At 48.8% G+C, this 15,114-nt stretch carries 17 protein-coding genes and 3 pseudogenes; 1 reads left to right on the forward strand and 19 read right to left on the reverse strand.

Features of this window, described 5'->3' with window-relative positions; genetic code table 11:
* Positions 1-73 precede the first annotated feature (73 nt).
* The 6 genes and pseudogenes from NFS31_RS24790 to NFS31_RS24815 all read right to left on the reverse strand — a co-directional run.
* A pseudogene (locus NFS31_RS24790) lies at positions 74-580 on the reverse strand (P-loop NTPase family protein); the annotation flags it as partial.
* Positions 577-1,329 (reverse strand): phage replisome organizer N-terminal domain-containing protein, encoded by a 753-nt coding sequence (locus NFS31_RS24795; RefSeq protein ID WP_251501216.1) that lies wholly within the window; start codon positions 1,327-1,329, stop codon positions 577-579. The gene NFS31_RS24795 and the pseudogene NFS31_RS24790, both read right to left, overlap by 4 nt.
* Positions 1,330-1,451: 122 nt before the next feature.
* A complete protein-coding gene (locus NFS31_RS24800) occupies positions 1,452-1,850 on the reverse strand; it encodes a cysteine-rich VLP domain-containing protein (RefSeq protein ID WP_251501219.1) in 399 nt (132 codons plus the stop codon).
* A complete protein-coding gene (locus NFS31_RS24805) occupies positions 1,831-2,001 on the reverse strand; it encodes a hypothetical protein (protein WP_016220455.1) in 171 nt (56 codons plus the stop codon). Before NFS31_RS24805 ends, NFS31_RS24800 begins: the two co-directional genes overlap by 20 nt.
* Positions 1,998-3,467 carry a MobQ family relaxase gene (gene mobQ, locus NFS31_RS24810; RefSeq protein WP_331482870.1) on the reverse strand — a complete coding sequence of 490 codons (1,470 nt, stop codon included), beginning with the start codon at positions 3,465-3,467 and terminating at the stop codon, positions 1,998-2,000. The genes NFS31_RS24805 and mobQ overlap by 4 nt, the downstream gene beginning before the upstream one ends.
* A 159-nt stretch (positions 3,468-3,626) precedes the next feature.
* Positions 3,627-3,914 carry a DUF3847 domain-containing protein gene (locus NFS31_RS24815; RefSeq protein ID WP_016293678.1) on the reverse strand — a complete coding sequence of 96 codons (288 nt, stop codon included), beginning with the start codon at positions 3,912-3,914 and terminating at the stop codon, positions 3,627-3,629.
* Positions 3,915-4,145: 231 nt separating this feature from the next.
* Between NFS31_RS24815 and NFS31_RS24820 the strand changes: the two genes are divergently transcribed.
* A complete protein-coding gene (locus NFS31_RS24820; RefSeq protein WP_016220459.1) occupies positions 4,146-4,358 on the forward strand; it encodes a helix-turn-helix domain-containing protein in 213 nt (70 codons plus the stop codon).
* 46 nt (positions 4,359-4,404) lie between these two features.
* On the opposite strand, the gene NFS31_RS24825 is transcribed toward NFS31_RS24820, so the two are convergent.
* The 13 genes and pseudogenes from NFS31_RS24825 to NFS31_RS24885 all read right to left on the reverse strand — a co-directional run bounded on the left by NFS31_RS24825 (position 4,405) and on the right by NFS31_RS24885 (position 14,955).
* Positions 4,405-4,938, reverse strand: a complete 534-nt coding sequence (locus NFS31_RS24825) for a DUF5720 family protein (protein WP_150838671.1) — start codon at positions 4,936-4,938, stop codon at positions 4,405-4,407.
* A gap of 5 nt (positions 4,939-4,943) precedes the next feature.
* A complete protein-coding gene (locus NFS31_RS24830) occupies positions 4,944-5,402 on the reverse strand; it encodes a sigma-70 family RNA polymerase sigma factor (protein WP_150838672.1) in 459 nt (152 codons plus the stop codon).
* A 10-nt stretch (positions 5,403-5,412) separates the two neighbouring features.
* A complete protein-coding gene (locus NFS31_RS24835) occupies positions 5,413-5,862 on the reverse strand; it encodes a sigma-70 RNA polymerase sigma factor region 4 domain-containing protein (RefSeq protein ID WP_150838673.1) in 450 nt (149 codons plus the stop codon).
* 123 nt (positions 5,863-5,985) lie between these two features.
* Positions 5,986-6,381 carry an RNA polymerase sigma factor gene (locus NFS31_RS24840; protein ID WP_172548091.1) on the reverse strand — a complete coding sequence of 132 codons (396 nt, stop codon included), beginning with the start codon at positions 6,379-6,381 and terminating at the stop codon, positions 5,986-5,988.
* 435 nt (positions 6,382-6,816) lie between these two features.
* Positions 6,817-7,392, reverse strand: a complete 576-nt coding sequence (locus NFS31_RS24845; RefSeq protein WP_150838675.1) for a DUF1062 domain-containing protein — start codon at positions 7,390-7,392, stop codon at positions 6,817-6,819.
* A 200-nt stretch (positions 7,393-7,592) separates the two neighbouring features.
* The gene (locus NFS31_RS24850) at positions 7,593-7,871 is read right to left on the reverse strand and encodes a CD3324 family protein (RefSeq protein ID WP_016289807.1); all 279 of its coding nucleotides are present in this window, start codon (positions 7,869-7,871) and stop codon (positions 7,593-7,595) included.
* A 243-nt stretch (positions 7,872-8,114) separates the two neighbouring features.
* Positions 8,115-8,468, reverse strand: coding sequence for a TnpV protein (locus NFS31_RS24855; RefSeq protein WP_172540443.1), 354 nt, complete (start codon positions 8,466-8,468; stop codon positions 8,115-8,117).
* Positions 8,469-8,507: 39 nt separating this feature from the next.
* Positions 8,508-10,388, reverse strand: a complete 1,881-nt coding sequence (locus NFS31_RS24860) for a DUF4368 domain-containing protein (RefSeq protein WP_251501227.1) — start codon at positions 10,386-10,388, stop codon at positions 8,508-8,510.
* Positions 10,389-10,476: 88 nt separating this feature from the next.
* Positions 10,477-10,815 (reverse strand): annotated as a pseudogene (locus NFS31_RS24865) (VirD4-like conjugal transfer protein, CD1115 family); the annotation flags it as partial.
* Positions 10,816-10,949: 134 nt separating this feature from the next.
* A complete protein-coding gene (ltrA, locus tag NFS31_RS24870) occupies positions 10,950-12,833 on the reverse strand; it encodes a group II intron reverse transcriptase/maturase (protein WP_120406852.1) in 1,884 nt (627 codons plus the stop codon).
* A 693-nt stretch (positions 12,834-13,526) separates the two neighbouring features.
* Positions 13,527-14,153 (reverse strand): annotated as a pseudogene (locus tag NFS31_RS24875) (type IV secretory system conjugative DNA transfer family protein); the annotation flags it as partial.
* Positions 14,140-14,616, reverse strand: coding sequence for a PcfB family protein (locus tag NFS31_RS24880; RefSeq protein ID WP_160567863.1), 477 nt, complete (start codon positions 14,614-14,616; stop codon positions 14,140-14,142). The pseudogene NFS31_RS24875 and the gene NFS31_RS24880, both read right to left, overlap by 14 nt.
* A gap of 51 nt (positions 14,617-14,667) precedes the next feature.
* Positions 14,668-14,955: an antirestriction protein ArdA gene (locus NFS31_RS24885; protein ID WP_331482869.1), complete on the reverse strand. Its 288-nt coding sequence runs from the start codon at positions 14,953-14,955 to the stop codon at positions 14,668-14,670.
* Positions 14,956-15,114: the final 159 nt, after the last annotated feature.

A 15,114-nucleotide genomic window follows, 5' to 3' on the forward strand; every position in this document is an offset into this window, starting at 1 on the left:
GGTTTTGTCAATAAAATTCAGGTGGTTCGGCTAAGTGTGGCGAAAATTCATCGTCACGTTTTCGAGAATCCGGGATAGACGGGAAATTTGTCATCAGTACTGGCACGTCACGGTCAAGCAGGGCATTGGCGATACAGCCTGCAAAAAAGGATTTCCCGGTTCCCACGTCACCAAAGAGCAGAAGGCCGGTATTGTCCCGGTACGCCTCCTTCCAATGTTCCACATAGGCGTGTGCCTTCTCCATGACGGGATTCTGGCCGTTATCGTTGGCAAAAGTGTAATCATAAAGGTATCTGTCCTGAAGCCCCTGTGCCTTCCGGCGTTTGACACGCTTCATGCGTTCCCTCTGTTCCTCCATGGCTTTCCGTTCCTCCTGCGCTTTCTGCTGGCAGGGGCAGAGGCAGCGGGGCATGAAATAGCCGGAGCCTCCGAACCTCGGCACAACGGTCTGGCGGCTGCCACGACATTTCTTACAGTGAATCAGCCCGTCTGCCGGTTCTATGTATTCGTCCCCGGCAAGCTCCATATCCCCGGCGGCTCTGTCAATGGCCGCCCGGACTTCTGCGGTAATCTCTATCATATGGTTTCTCCTTCTTCTACGCTGTAATCACGGTTCCGGGCAGGCGGTTTCTCTTTCTTTTTGTCGGCATTCGCCCAACACCGGATTGTGGCGGCATGGTTTTTATATTTTTTTCCGCTGGATTTCATATACTCGGACAGCCGCTCAATGTACTGTTCCCAGAGGGTGGGGAGTTCCGTTTGGAGTTCTGCTAATTCTACAGAAGATAGAAATACATTCTGGTATCTCCCATAGGTGTGTGTCTTATCCCCCTCTCTATTCTCTATACTCTTATCTCTAATCTCTTTATCTCTATACTCTAATATAGGCGGACATTTGTCCACCCGGCCATTGGACGGACAAATGTCCGTTTCCCCGGACGGGAGCAGGTTCTGGCGTTTCAGCCTCATGCGCTCCTTTTTCTTCCGCTCCCCCTCGCTGGACGACTGGCCGATCAGCAGCTGGATGTCGCTCATGTAATAAGCCCCGTCCGTCAGTATCTCCACAAGGCCAAACTCCTGGAATATCTTCAAAGCCCGCTCCACCGTGCCTACTTGATGCCGGGTAAAGGTGGCTATGGTCTGCACGGTATGGGGCAGATAGTCATTCAGCAGGAGTACGCCGCTGCTTTTCAGCGACATTAAATACATCTTGAGCAGGAGATTGGAGTATAGAAGGCCGTCCTGCATACTCTCCAGGATGACCATGGTTTCGCTGTTATAAAAATTCTCTTTCAGCTTGAGGTAATAAAATCGTCGGTTCTCTGTCATTTAGTTGCTCCTTTGGTTCAGAATGGGTTATTTCGGCTCTTGTACGCATTTTAAGGGGGCTTTTGGGGTGTCGGTGATAAAAAGTATTGCCTCCCCTCCGACACGCTCCGAAAGTGCTTGATTTACAAGGCTTTTTCCGCTCCTAAATGCGTAGAATCATGGTATCTTTTCCGCTGTCGTTCTGCCTCCTTCCTCCGGCGCACCCTGGCGGCACATTCCCTACAGTATTTCGCCCGGTTGGAGCCGGGCAGGAAAAGAGCGCCGCACTCGCTGCACCGCCTGTTTTCCAGCCGGTGGTAAAGGGCCGTTTCCAGCTGGTGGTCTAAAGGCAGCACCGCCGCACGGAACCAGCGGCAGAGCAGGGAGTAGGAAACGCTCTGGACACAGACGCACCCGTCCCCTTCATCAAGCACCATGCACTGGCCGTTGTCGTAGTTGCAGCACTCACGCACCAGCCGCCTCGCCCTGCGGTACTGCCGGTAGTCCATGGCCGGGATTCTCTCATGCTGCCTGTTTCCCATATCTCACCTTACAGCGGCACAAAGGCGGCTGCCCCTCCCTGAAAAGGAAAACCGGCTCCGGCGCTTTCGCCCCCGTAGGCGCTGGCGGCGTGGGCGGCACGGGTATCTTTATGGTGATGGTGATTGTCATGGTGATAAACTGCTGTGTCATAATTCCTGTTCCTCCTTCTTTCTGGCTGGTTCATTTTCCGTCCTGGCCAACTGCTCCGCTGTCTTTTTCAGGTTCTCTACCGCCTTGATGTCCTCCCTCATGGATTTCATTTTCTGGTACTGTACCGATTTCTCCGCTTTCAGGCGGTCAGCCTCAGCCTGCCATTTTTTCGGGGTGACTTCTTCGCCGGTAGCTTTCAGCTTTTCCAGATACCGGACGGCGGCCTCATATAACGCCAGTTCCGCACTGTGCTTCTGCTCAAACTGCTCCTTTTTCTTTCCCGGCTTCATCTTGTCGAACTGGCGGCGGGTTCCTTTGTTCCTCTCGTATTTCTCCCACATGGAGAGATGTTCGTCCAGCACTTTGATACGCCGCTCGGCGGTGACAATCTTCCCACGCAGGGCATAATATTCTTTGTTCATGGCAGCCACTTTTTCATAAAGTTGCTCCATGGAAGTGATGTTGTTGCCGTTCAGGAAATTGAACAGGGCGGCGCTTTCTTTCAGGTTCTTTATCTTCCCATACCGGGAGCTGGGTTTCCCCGCTGACAGCTGCACCTCATAAAGCTGCGCCATGATACTGTCTTTTCCTTCCGGTTTCCCCGCCTGCTCCTTTGTCCATTTGTAGAGCCGGGTAATCCGTGCCTTGATTTCCTTCAGCAGCTTATTGTCGGCAGCAATCTGGCGGTTGATATTTCCCTTCTCTGTGTCAATGCCTTTCCGCTCCATCTGGCTGGCAGCAACTCCCAGATGGATGGAAGGTATCTTGTCAATGCCCTGACGCTCGTAGGAGCGGTGGTCAATCCGTTCCGGCCTGCCAGCAGCCTCCAACGCTTTGTTGGCGTAGGTAGCCCAGGCAGCCCTCCACTTCTCTACATTTCCCTTGTCGTTCCAGTCAGTGGTGTCCTCCCGGTGGTTCTTCCAGCCGCCTTTGCCGTTGGGGATTCGCTGGCCGCTTTCGTCCAGTTCGTAGACCTTCCGGCATTTCGCTCCCCACTGCCCGTCCTCTTTTAGCGGCCTGATGGTGAGCATGACATGGAAGTGGGGATTGCCGTCTTTTTTATCGTGGATAGAGAAATCCGCACACATACCGGCGGCAACAAAGGTATCACTGATAAAAGAGCGGGCAAGCCGTAATTGTTCCTCCCGGTTCAGTTCTACCGGCAGGGAAATCTCTATCTCACGGGCAAGCTGTGCGTCACTGGTCTTTTCAACCATTTCCACGCTGTTCCAGAGGGTGTTTCGGTCTTGGTACTCCGGCGGGGCATGGGGTGGCAGGATAATCTCGGAATGGACAACTCCCCTCTTTCTGGTGTAATCATGGGTAAGCCCGTCCCATTCGTTGGTCATTTTCGTTCCGCTCCGGTAAGCGGCAGCGCCCACGGCAGACTTGGCCTTACTGCGCTTGATGATTTGAACGGGCATATGAAATATGGCTATGGTGGTTCGCCTCCTTTCGGGTGGGATATATCAGCTTCGCTGGAAAGGGCAGACGCAGGGCGGGTGTCCTTTCCGGCGGAGCGCACAAGGGGTTTGGGGAGTGTAGCGCCCCATTGCGTCCAGAGGACGCCACGCCCCCGGCAGGGCGCACGCACCGGAACGGTGTATAAGTGCGCCGTTGGATTTTTAAAGCTGCTGTAAATCCTGACTGTCAGATTCATTTTTCAGCAGCCGCACGACTTCTGGCAGGCGGGAAATAGCAGATAAAAACGCCTTGACTTCCTCGCCGGTCATAGCGGTAGTGGCCGGGAAGATACTTTCCAAAATTGCCCCATACTCAATCAGGCGGCGTGTCCTGGCTTTCCGCTCTGCGTCCGTTTTCCGGTTCAGGAGAATCTTCTGGCGGTTCTCCAACTGGCGGATTTCCGTCTTTACTTTTTCCTGCTGGTTTTTCAGCTTGTCTATATCTGGCATTTGTAATCACCTCCTTCGGGCGGCAAAAAAGACAACCGTTTCCGGTTGCCTCGTGTAATAAAAAATTTGTTGTTACTGTTTTTACATGAAGTGATTCCGTTCCCCCTTTGCTGTCTGTATTCTCTGATAATCGCTTTTTATATTCCAATTTAGCATATAAAGGGGGGCATACACGCACCATATGATTAAGGCTTGCTGACAGTTAAAATACAAGGGAAGGGAGCTGACAGCATGATTAAATATGACCGGCTCTGGTCTACCCTCAAAGAGCGGGAGATAAGCCAGTACAGACTAATCAAGGATTTCGGCATAGATAAAGCACAGCTTCATCGGCTGCGGAAAAACATGGTTGTCAAAACCATGATTCTTAATAACTTGTGCCGAATTCTAAACTGCCGTATTGAGGACATCATGGAGTATGTACCAGACGAAGATACGGACTAAAGGGGCAATGCAGATTTGGATTTGCGGAGCCTCTTTTTTGTTGCCTTCACCGTTCCTGCGCCGGTGGCTTCTTGTCCGGGTAGAGTTTCCCGGCCATGACAGCGGCATGGTTCCTGATTTTGATTTCTCCCCGCTTCTCACTGGCTCTGGCGCTTTTGTAGCCTTCGTCAGAAAGGAAAAAACGGTATCGCTCTCCGGGGAATCCCACTGGGCTGTCACTGTTCAGGATATCCACCGTTACCATGTGCCTTGTTTCCGGCAGGAACCTCTCCATGCCTGCCAGGTCATGCCCCTGCAGAACCGGCTCCCCCTTTCTGGCTTTAGCAGCGGCAAGCCTCTGGCGGATAGAATTATCCCGCTTTTCGATAAAGGCGGCCCGGTTATCCGCAATAAATCGGCTGCACTCCGGCTCCGCCAGTTTTTCCAGTTTCCGTATGGTATTCTCGACAATCACTTTTGAGAGTAAATCGTCCTTTCGTTCCAGAACCGGCACAATCTCTTTCAGCCCGGCAAGGGTTTCTTCCTTCGTTGGTGCGGCATACTGGTAGAGCATTTCCAGTTCGCTTTTAGTAAAGTTCATTTTCCTTATTCCCTCCACTTCTTTTTCTCAAAATAATTCCGCATTCGCTTTAAGCCGCTCTTAACGGTCTGCTGTACCACGGATACGCTCACACCTTCCTCTGCGGCAATCTCAATCAGTTTTTTGCCAAGTATGTAGCGGGCATGGATACGCCTTGCCTGTATGTCCGTCAGATTATCCATAGCTTCGGACAAATGTTCCAGTGTGGCAAGGAAAAGCTGTTCTTCCTCCTGTTCTAGCAGAATCTCCTCCGGGGATTTGGCGGTAAAATCAAAGGCACAGTTTTCAATCCCGTCCTCACAATCAAGGGAATAGTACGCCTTGTGATACCAGATTTTGCGGATGCGGTTGTTTTCCTCCCTCCGCATAAGCAGCAGAGCCTCGGCCACCTCGTCCGATACCTCAATCAATGTGTCTGTGGCAAAAAGCGGGTAATAATATTTTTTCAGGTTGATTGTCTGCATAGGCCGCACCTCATTCCGTCTGCTGACGGCTATAAAACTCACGCATACATTTCAGGCCACGGTGTACGGAACGGTTTACCACACTTTTGTCAACGCCTTCCTCTTTGGCAATCCGAGTAAAATCTAATCCCCTGATGTAATAGCCCTTAACACGTCTTGCCTGCATGGGAGTGATAATGGAGAGCGCCTCGTCCAGCATGGCAAGCAGCTTTTCATGGGCGGCCTGTTCCTCTTTCAACAGGATAATTTCTTCCGCTGACGGGCTGTGTTCCAGTGCGTACTTCTCCATCCAGTCAAAAGCGTCCAGGGAGTAAAATGCCTTGTGGTAACGTGCCCGGCGGTCATAGTTGTACATCTCCCGGACAGACTGCACCATGACCTCGGCCACTTCGTCCGATACCTCCACAAACACGTCCCCGGTGTAGTAGGGATAACAGTACCTTAGATTGATTGTTTTCATGACTGACCTCCTAAAATACAGAGAGGACAGGCAGCGGTTTCCTGCTTGTCCTCCCCGAAAATATGATAGGGAAAAAGTTCCCTTCACTGCTTAGCCCGAAATCGGCCAATCGTAGGGTCTGTATCAGAAAAATTTTTTGATTTTCTTCCGTACCGCCTCAATGCTGTCCTGTATGGCAGCTTTGGAGCAGCGGCAAAGCCCGGCAATCTCGGCATAACTCAAACCGTCCAATGCGTAGAGCAGGAACCGGCAGCGCTGCGCCTCGGTACAGAGCGCAAGGGCGGCCTTAATCTCCAGCATGGTTTCTTTCCTGCATACCCACTGTTCCGGTGTCTGGTAGTAGCAGGAGCGCCCTTCGGTGAGGATTATGTACTCATCAAACTCCCGGCTGTCCCAGTGCCTCCGCTTTTCATGGGCAAGGTTTTCTTCCTTGTGGCCGGCTTTGTCCAGATACTCGTATACTTCGACTGTGACCTCCACGGACAGGGCTTGTCCGTCTATATTGATGGTGACTTCCATCTTCCTTTCCTCCGTTCAGATTTTTTGCAAAGATTCCTGAACGGAGTGAGGCGGGGAACGGCAGTGGGGAGCATGTGCGCCTCCCAAGAAAACAAAAGCGCCCGGATGGTTAAATTCCATTCGGACGCATAAGATACGGTATTCAGTTAGAATATGACAAATTTCGCATTTGTGTGTAGACAGTTCCCTTTGTGGGAAATGGATTTTTTTAATCGCTTATTTTTTAGCCGATTTTGTAAAAACAGGTTATGATTCATGACGGCTCCTTTCACCAGCCGCCAATTTGGGAAATACTAGGGCAACAATCTTTTTGTAAATAAAGAAACAGCGGCTTTGCCTTTCTCAAAACCGCTGTCTTATGGGCACATACAAATATGTCTGCTGTATAACGGCTTTTTTTCTTTCGCCATTATTCGGCAGATGATTTTTCTTAATTCAAATTCTACTCATTTGTAGTTCATTATCAAAAACAAGGGTAACACCTTCTTTCAATTTACATTTTTTTAAATCCTGATTGGGAAAACTCTTTATTTTCCCACTTGTAATCAGTTGTAGATATTCCTTTTCTGACAGAAGTAATTTGTTTCTCACAATAGAAGATACCTTAACAGAAAGAGAATACTTACTTTTGATTTCAAGTTGTACGGTTTCATTCAGAGAAAAGCAATCACCAATAACAGAATATTGGGGCAAACCGACTTCCACACCATTCTCTTGTAAAAACTGGCTATCCATTGCATATTTCTCTACAAGTTTGTTATCATTTTTATAAAATCCGTCCAATAGCTGCGGCTTTATTGCTTGTGGAGAAATACGGGAATAAACAGTAGCGTTCCATGTGGTATTGCAATCACAGCATTTGTAAATTAACCAAATATCCAGGTATCTGCGCTGGGCATTTACCCGGAATTGCCGTGAACAAGCAAACAGATTTTTTCTTCCACATTTCTTGCAATATTTTAATACAGGCAACAAGGAAAGGCTTTGTACTTCCCATATAATTTTTTTCACTCCGTAATTCCTCCTGATTCTTAAATCTAAAAACTAAAAGGCGGATTGTCACAACATTTTTTCATAAAAGCCATACCTCCTTATGTTTCTTGCAAATAAATTGTATCATCATATAATACAGAACCAAACCTAATACTCTTTTTATAAATAAACATAAGAAATGGGCTGATATATTTTGAAATAATACCAGCCCATTTCTGTCAATTATATTCTTTTTTTAACTGCCCGATAATTCTCTGAATACTTTTCAAAGATAGAAAATATTTTTCGGCAAGGAACTCCATTCGTTTCCCTGCAAGGTAGTCATCATAAATACGTTGGTTTCTATCTTGTAATTCCTGACGTGTTGAGGTGGTTTCTCCCCAGCTTTTTTTGTTATCAGAAATTCTGGGGATATACAAAAATTCTCCATCAATGTATTCCTGAACTTTCAGAAGTAAATCATGCGGCAGAACGTGTGTTGCTTTTTTGTAACCCATTTTGCACTCCTAATGTGATTTGTCTACCAGGAACTGCAAGGTCTATCCGCAACACCTATTCACTTTTTAATCGTTGCGATAGCCTTGCTTACGCAACAATAACGATAGGATTAAGCATAAATCCCCAATCCTCCTTTCCTTTTACTCCACACTAAAAAATTTTATTGCAGAGTGCGACAAGGTGAAACCTCAAATTCATTTATGAAAAGAAAATGAGGAATATTTTATTATTATACCTTGCCTTTAGTTATAAATCAATTCTGCGCAAATGATTTCTTCCGCCTGCGCCTTACAGTTATTTGCCAGCCCCACCCATTTCATCTGGTCGTCCGCTTTCAGTTCCTCGGTCACACCGGCGGCCTTCATCAACTGTGGCATAAGAATATCCATTCGCTCATTGGCGGCCTCGTCAATCTCCAACAAATGGGGATAGAGCTTTTCCGTTAGGAGCAGGCTGGTATACAGCCCTTTCCGGTGTTCTTTCAGATAACGGAGCCTCATGCGCCCATACCTGCCGATTGGCGTGTCCGGCTGCTCCTTCAATACCAGATTCGGGATATAGTAATCGCCAACTTTTGTATAAGTCAGTCCATTCATGTGTATGCCTCCTTGTCCTTTCTGTGATATGCCAGCCGCCTACATAGCGGCTCTGTCCGGTACTGGTGCTTTTTGGGGTTCTTTTTTTGGCAGGTTGCTGGCCGGGATAAACACGCCTTTTTCCATATCCTCGGCACGGATAGCGGCTTTCTTTGCCTCGATTTCAGCCTTTTTCTTTGCCCTGATTTTATTTTCGTACCGTTTTTGTGTCCCGTTGGCTTTGCGCCGGAGATACGCCTGGTGTAGCTTGTCCTTGCGTTCCTCCTTTTTCCGCAGGGCTTCCAGTTCCTCCGGCGTGAGGTTCACTTCCCCGAAGTGGGGCGGTATATACCTCCCGACAAAATTGAAGTAAATCTCAACCTCCTGCGTGGTTTCAGCACTGCCTTTTCGGTCACGCTCATGGACAAGGATTTTCTCCACAAACTCATTCAGCATGGTGGTAGTCAGGTTATTAAAATTCTCGTACTTGTCAACAAGGGCGATAAATTTCTCCGCTGATTTCCGGCTCTGCTCATATCCGGCGATTGTCTTTTCCAGTTCGGCAATCTCGCCGGAAAGTGCTTCCTGCTCCTTTGCATATTGTGCGTCCAGGGCGGCATATCTTGTGTCCGGCAGCTTGCCCAGCACATTGTCCTCATAAATCTTGCATATCAGTTTTTCCAGTTCCCCGGCCCGTTTCTGTGCCGCCGCCAGCCGTTTCCTCTTTCTGGTGATGTCGCTGGCCTGCTGCTCGGCCTGGGTTTCCTGAACCGCTTTGATAAACTCTGCCCGGTCATTTCTGGAATACTCCGCAATCGCCCGGAGCATATCGGAAACCAGTGTCAGGACGGCGCTTTCGTTGATTCGGTGCTGCGTGGAGCAGAGGACGCCAACCGGAACCTTGCTATATTGGGAGCAGGTATACTGTGAGATACGCTTGCCGTTGTTGGTGCGGTGGACGTACATCTTGCCGCCGCAGTCGGCGCAGTAGAGCAGGCCGGTGAGCGGTGCGGCTTCTCCCCAGCCGTCCGGGTAACGCTTCACGTTGGAGCGGATTCTCTGCACATTCTCAAAGGTTTCCGGGTCGATAATGGCGGCGTGGGTATCCTCAAAGATTACCCATTCATTTTCGTCAACGTAGTGGCTTTTCTTGTCCTTGAAATGCTTGCGGGTCTTAAAGTTGATGGTGTGGCCTAAATACTCACGCTTTTTCAGGATATTGACGATAGTGGAAGAGCCCCAGCCATAAGGGTCTTTAAACGTCTTGGATTGATTCACGCCCTCTCCGTAATGGGACAGGTGCAGGGATGGTATCTCAATCTTTTCCTGTGACAGCCGATTCGCAATCTGGTAAGGGCCATATCCCTCCAAAGTCATAGCGAATATCCGGCGCACCACATCAGCGGCTTCTTCGTCCACAATCCAGTGTTCCCGTTTTTCGTCCCACAAGTAGCCGTAAATGACCGTACCGGTCAGGTGCTTGCCGCTCATGCCTTTTGCCTTGAACACGGATTTAATCTTGCGGCTGGTATCTCTGGCGTAAAATTCATACATGATGTTCAAGAACGGGGTAAAATCATTCTCTCCGTTGGCGCTGTCCACTCCGTCATTGATGGCGATCAGACGGACGCCTCTCTGCCGCAGGATTTCCATGACCTGGCCGACTTTGAGATAATCACGTCCTAGGCGGCTCATGTCTTTGATGATGATTGCCTCCACATTCCCGGCCTCCACTTCCTCCATCATGGCGATGAATCCGGGGCGGTCGAACCGGGTTCCGGAGATTCCATCGTCCGTGAAATGGGTCGGGTTGGGAAAACCGTTACGGCGAGCGTAATCTTCCAGCATGGATTTCTGGTTGCTGATGGAATTACTCTCACCTTGGAGTTCATCGTCACGGGAGAGCCTCTCGTACAGCGGGGTAATCTTGGTTTTCGTCATAGCGTCTGCCTCCTTACATGAAATATGCTCTAAATGGGTTCTTCACTAACCATGAGAAAATCTCGTGATTAAGAAGTCATTTAGAGCATGTATCACCGCTGGCCAGCTTGTACTTTTTGTACTGCTTGACAGCGAAACAATCCGGCTTTCTCTTTTCCAGCCCGGAAAACATATAGTCCACGGCGTTCATAAATTCCTCGTCATCCTCTTTGACCTCCATCCCGGAAATCATATCCACCAGAGTGTTCATGTTCCGATCCTCGGCGGGGCCCTCGAAAATGATATAGGCGATCAAAGCGCAGTAGAGCAAAGTTTCCGATTTTGTCCAGAACGGGTCGCCCTCCTTGCCCTCGCCCTTGGTGTTGGAAATGAGGGCATCCACAAATTTAAGGATGTCGGCCTCGTTCTTGATATAGGCCAGCGGTTCCGATAGGTAAGCCTTTGATGTTATCTCCGGCTTTTCCCCCGGCTAGCACCGGACATTCGACTTTCACCGCATCCGGCGCCCCATCAAGCATAGTTTCAGCAGTGATACACACTCACTCTTTCACATTAGCTAAATCAGTTTGTTACGATTTGCATTGACATTTCTGCCAATCCTGCGGCAACACGCAGTTTGTTTACTTTAGTAATTTGTGCCTTATTCAAATCATACTTCTTTGTCAGTGTAGCGAACTTTATACTGTCTGTTGTTGAGATAAGTTCATATCCAGTAGGTGATAAAAGCAACAGATTACGGTAACTGTCTCTGCCATTTTTACACTCATTCGATTTTCTGTAACAAATACAGTGAATCACTTCCAGATGTTCCCCGGTGATTGCACATTTACCTTCCTGTCCGGCATATAGAGAGATTCGGTTATCATTGAACTGTACCGTTTCTCCTGTTACCGGGTGGCGCATGAGCCAGAGCATATCTTCAACGTTCAGTTTCAGATTGCTGTGGATTTCCATTCTTCCGTCCGGAGTATATGGATTGATTTTCCTGCTCTTGCGCATTGGTATTTTAAACTGCACATATGCCAGAGGTACTACTGGTGTATCTCCAATCCAGCGCATTTGCTTCGATTTTCCATACCGGTTTTTTAAATATTTGTTGTTTAGCTCGCCCTGCTTTTTATATCCATCTATCCGATGGAGAAAACGACCGTTATTCACATGAGCCATTCGGCTGAAATTCAGATTTATCCTCGTAGCAATGCAATAATAGTTCTGCATACCTATGACTTTGGCGTTGTATTCGTGAATGTTGCTCTTTATGTTACTTGCTGTCTTGCTGTTTTGAATCTCTATAATTGCTTTTGAGAGTTCTTTCTGCATATGCGACATTGCCTTGTCACAGACATTTGAACTGATTACCCATGTCCTGCGTTTCCTTATCAGCTTCATACGGAACCCCAGAAATTCACTGTCTCTTTTCCTGAGATTTGTGACCTTTGATTTTTCATCAGAAATTTCCAGTTTGAGCCGCTTTAGTAGCCAGTCCTTAACCGCATGGTATGCTCTGTCAGCGTCCTTACAGTTTCTGCAAAAGATTTTAAAATCATCTGCATACCGGACTATACGCATTTCCTTGAGATTGCTCTTTTTGAGCGCCGTGTAGCTGTTGCACTTTTTCTCTGCCCCATTCGGATAATATGTGACCTTACAAGGAGACTTCATATGGTCTGCCATACCCTCCCACTGTGACGCTATCCACCAGTCCAGTTCGTTCAGGACAATGTTGGCTAACAGCGGGGAAAGTATGCCGCCCTGAGGGGTTCCCCTGTCTGGATATAAGATTTCTCCATCTGGCATTTGAATTGGCGCTTTCAGCATTGCTTTGATTATCTGAATCAGTTTGGTATCCCGTATACCCAGCGTCCATATCTGCTGTAACAGCTTTCTATGATTTACGTTGTCAAAGAAACCCTTTATATCCACGTCTACCACATAGTGGAGCTTATTCCTTTGAGCCAGTCCGTAAGCGTAGGAGACAGCGTTTTCAGCACTCCTGCAAGGTCTGAAGCCGTATGAATGTTCATAAAACTTTGCTTCACAGATTGGCTCCATGACCTGCAATATACATTGCTGTACAATCCTGTCTATGATACACGGTATACCCAACGGTCTAAATTTCCCATTTGGTTTGGGAATCTCTACCCTCCTTACTGTTTTTGGCACATACCTTGTAAACTGTTTTTGAATAAGAGAGACGAAATCTTCTTCTGACATATCTGCCAGGGATTCTATCGTTCTCCCATCTGTGCCGGCGGTATGGCTCCCATCATTACTTTTAATATTTCTGAAAGCAAGCATGATGTTATTTGGTGCCGCAATGATTTCTACGAGATTATTGAATATTTCTCCATCTTTGCTTTTTGCATACAGTTCATCAAAGATGTTCTGCATGTCGTAGTATTCCGCATGGCGCAGTTTGCTTCTTTTTTTAGCTTTTTGTGTCATGTACATCACCCCATTTCATTGATTCGAGTGACAATTTCTTATTCTTACTCGACTGCATGATTAGAGAGTGTGTACTGCTGATTTTCTGCCTGACTTGTGGCCATTCCTCCGTCGCCCTCTTTTTCGCAGGCAACATCGACAGTTCGACCACGACCTTTCAGCAGGGATTCATCCGCTTATTGTTCTTCGCCGGATTATCCATAGGACTCTCTGCCTTTCCTTGTTCCGATAATTCTATCTGTACATATATACCCTTAGGTGTTCCCTCTAAGCCTGACAGCTTGCATGTGCCTGTAACACATCACGGTGGTTCGTAACAACCATTCCTACTAGACCGCACTGTCTGGGCATGAACCCACACATACATTTCTGTATGTGGCACTTTTAGACCTTTACATTCGGGAGTTTCGCCAGGCATTGCTGCCATTCTCACCTTAGGTATTTTATAGACCCCCGGCATATGGGGTGCGCTGTCCACCTCTGGACAGGTTTCGTCAGCGTTATCTGTTACGGCACCTTTCTGCCGACTTTACCGGGCTTCACACCTCATCACAGAGTGATGACGCATGCCGGAGTATCAGGGGAGGCGTTTCAAGGCGTTACCCTATCATTCCACCTCTCGAATTATCAGTTCACAGAACTGGTTAAAAACAGCGCTGTGCGCCGCCTTTTCAGCGGCGAACAAGTCGCACGGTTATAGTGCATGGATTTTGAAAAATCAATGCTGTTGAATACCTTGACCTTATAGCCCTTTTTCTTTTGGAGAAAACAGCCCACCTGGAACAGCACCCCGCCCTTGGGATCGACCACCACGAAAGAGGAATGAGCCTGGAGCAGTTGGGGCGTGAGCCAGAACCGGGTTTTTCCCGAGCCGGACGAGCCGATCACGCAGCAGTTTAGGTTGCGGGCGTTGGCCGGGATCTTGGGCCGGGTATTCATAGTGAGAAATTCCGTCCCAGTCAGAATGACATTGTTTTCAAACTTTGGATCGACAAAGGGCTTGATGTCTTTTTCCGTCCCCCACCGGGCCGATCCATACTCTTCATCCCGGCGGAATTTTTTAGCGTTTTTGCTTTTTACATAGATCAGCAGACGGAACGCCGCCGCCCCCACAATGCCGATCAGCCAGTCAAAAAAATGGACTCCCGGGGCGAAGTCGGCAAAGGCCGGGCCGATGGTCTGGCCCAGCCCGATCAATTTGTGGGCGAAATCCGTACCCGCCGCCAGCCGGTAGGCCGTCCCGATTTTCAGACAGGCCCACAGGATAAAAAGGTAGGGGATGTTGGGTATCAAATATTTTTTTATGCTATCTGTCCTCACGGGCCGCCTCCTTTACTCGTTCTTTCGCCCGGGGCTTTTCCACCGCAAGCCGCTCCGCCGCCTGTTTCAGTTGCTCCCGGATAGGGATGCGGCTGGATTTTGACTGCGTGAGCAGTTTCCGGGAATAGCTTTCAAAGCAGGCGGTAACAGCGTCCGCCTGTCCCGCCTTGAAAAACAGCAGATACTTGTCCGGCCCGGTTTTATAAAAGGCATAGTCCACATTGAAACGGCGGGCCATGCGGTCAAAGAGTTTCGGGGCCTCCACTTCGATGCTGTTCACATTTTCGCCGTGGGCCATGAGCTTTTTCACGCTCTGCCTGCCGTGGGGCCTTTGGGCCGCCCGGTGCCGTTTGGCGATCTGGCCCCCAGCCGCCTGGAGCACATAGGCCAGCCCCCGGGCCGTCAGTTTGCCAGCCCGGACAGAGATCGCTATGGAGCTCCGGGAAATTTCTTCATCAATCAGTTACACCGCCTCCTTTCTCCGCTTTGGGACAAAATGTCTCGAAGTGCCTTGTCAGCGTTCCTCCCGGCCTTTTTCGGTCAGCCGCCGAAAGCCCTCTTTCGAGGAACCGTCAATCACCTCTTTGTAGGCGGCCATCTGCTCCCGGATAGAAAGCTGGGGATAAGAAAACACCTTATGCTCGGCGGGGATGTCCTGGGGGCCGTGATAATATTCCCTAAAGTCTCCGCTGGTCTGAACCACATAGCCGCCTGGGGCCATGTGGCCGCCCTCGTTGATGGAGATGTCCCTGCCGTATGCCTCATAGTCGAAATAGTCTTTCAGTTCTTCCGGGATCGGCAAGTCCTCCGTAAGCGTCAAATAAGAACGTGTAGTGAAATATATGGCGTTCTCCTGTAAAATCAGGGTTAGAGTTTTTAGGGGTCACTCCAAAAACTCTAAATCCAGATAAAGGAGAATACCTATGGACATTTCCACTTTGACTCCGGATAAACAGGTAAA

The organism is Otoolea muris (genome assembly GCF_943193115.1).
In the GTDB taxonomy this organism is placed as follows: domain Bacteria; phylum Bacillota; class Clostridia; order Lachnospirales; family Lachnospiraceae; genus Otoolea; species Otoolea muris.

What these genes read in the sequence shown, in the direction of transcription:
- NFS31_RS24795 (WP_251501216.1), bottom strand. Translation starts at nt 1,329, where the DNA reads ATGACAGAGAACCGACGATTTTATTACCTCAAGCTGAAAGAGAATTTT.
- NFS31_RS24800 (WP_251501219.1), bottom strand. Translation starts at nt 1,850, where the DNA reads ATGGGAAACAGGCAGCATGAGAGAATCCCGGCCATGGACTACCGGCAG.
- NFS31_RS24805 (WP_016220455.1), bottom strand. Translation starts at nt 2,001, where the DNA reads ATGACACAGCAGTTTATCACCATGACAATCACCATCACCATAAAGATA.
- NFS31_RS24815 (WP_016293678.1), bottom strand. Translation starts at nt 3,914, where the DNA reads ATGCCAGATATAGACAAGCTGAAAAACCAGCAGGAAAAAGTAAAGACG.
- NFS31_RS24820 (WP_016220459.1), top strand. Translation starts at nt 4,146, where the DNA reads ATGATTAAATATGACCGGCTCTGGTCTACCCTCAAAGAGCGGGAGATA.
- NFS31_RS24825 (WP_150838671.1), bottom strand. Translation starts at nt 4,938, where the DNA reads ATGAACTTTACTAAAAGCGAACTGGAAATGCTCTACCAGTATGCCGCA.
- NFS31_RS24830 (WP_150838672.1), bottom strand. Translation starts at nt 5,402, where the DNA reads ATGCAGACAATCAACCTGAAAAAATATTATTACCCGCTTTTTGCCACA.
- NFS31_RS24835 (WP_150838673.1), bottom strand. Translation starts at nt 5,862, where the DNA reads ATGAAAACAATCAATCTAAGGTACTGTTATCCCTACTACACCGGGGAC.
- NFS31_RS24840 (WP_172548091.1), bottom strand. Translation starts at nt 6,381, where the DNA reads ATGGAAGTCACCATCAATATAGACGGACAAGCCCTGTCCGTGGAGGTC.
- NFS31_RS24850 (WP_016289807.1), bottom strand. Translation starts at nt 7,871, where the DNA reads ATGGGTTACAAAAAAGCAACACACGTTCTGCCGCATGATTTACTTCTG.
- NFS31_RS24855 (WP_172540443.1), bottom strand. Translation starts at nt 8,468, where the DNA reads ATGAATGGACTGACTTATACAAAAGTTGGCGATTACTATATCCCGAAT.
- NFS31_RS24860 (WP_251501227.1), bottom strand. Translation starts at nt 10,388, where the DNA reads ATGACGAAAACCAAGATTACCCCGCTGTACGAGAGGCTCTCCCGTGAC.
- ltrA (WP_120406852.1), bottom strand. Translation starts at nt 12,833, where the DNA reads ATGACACAAAAAGCTAAAAAAAGAAGCAAACTGCGCCATGCGGAATAC.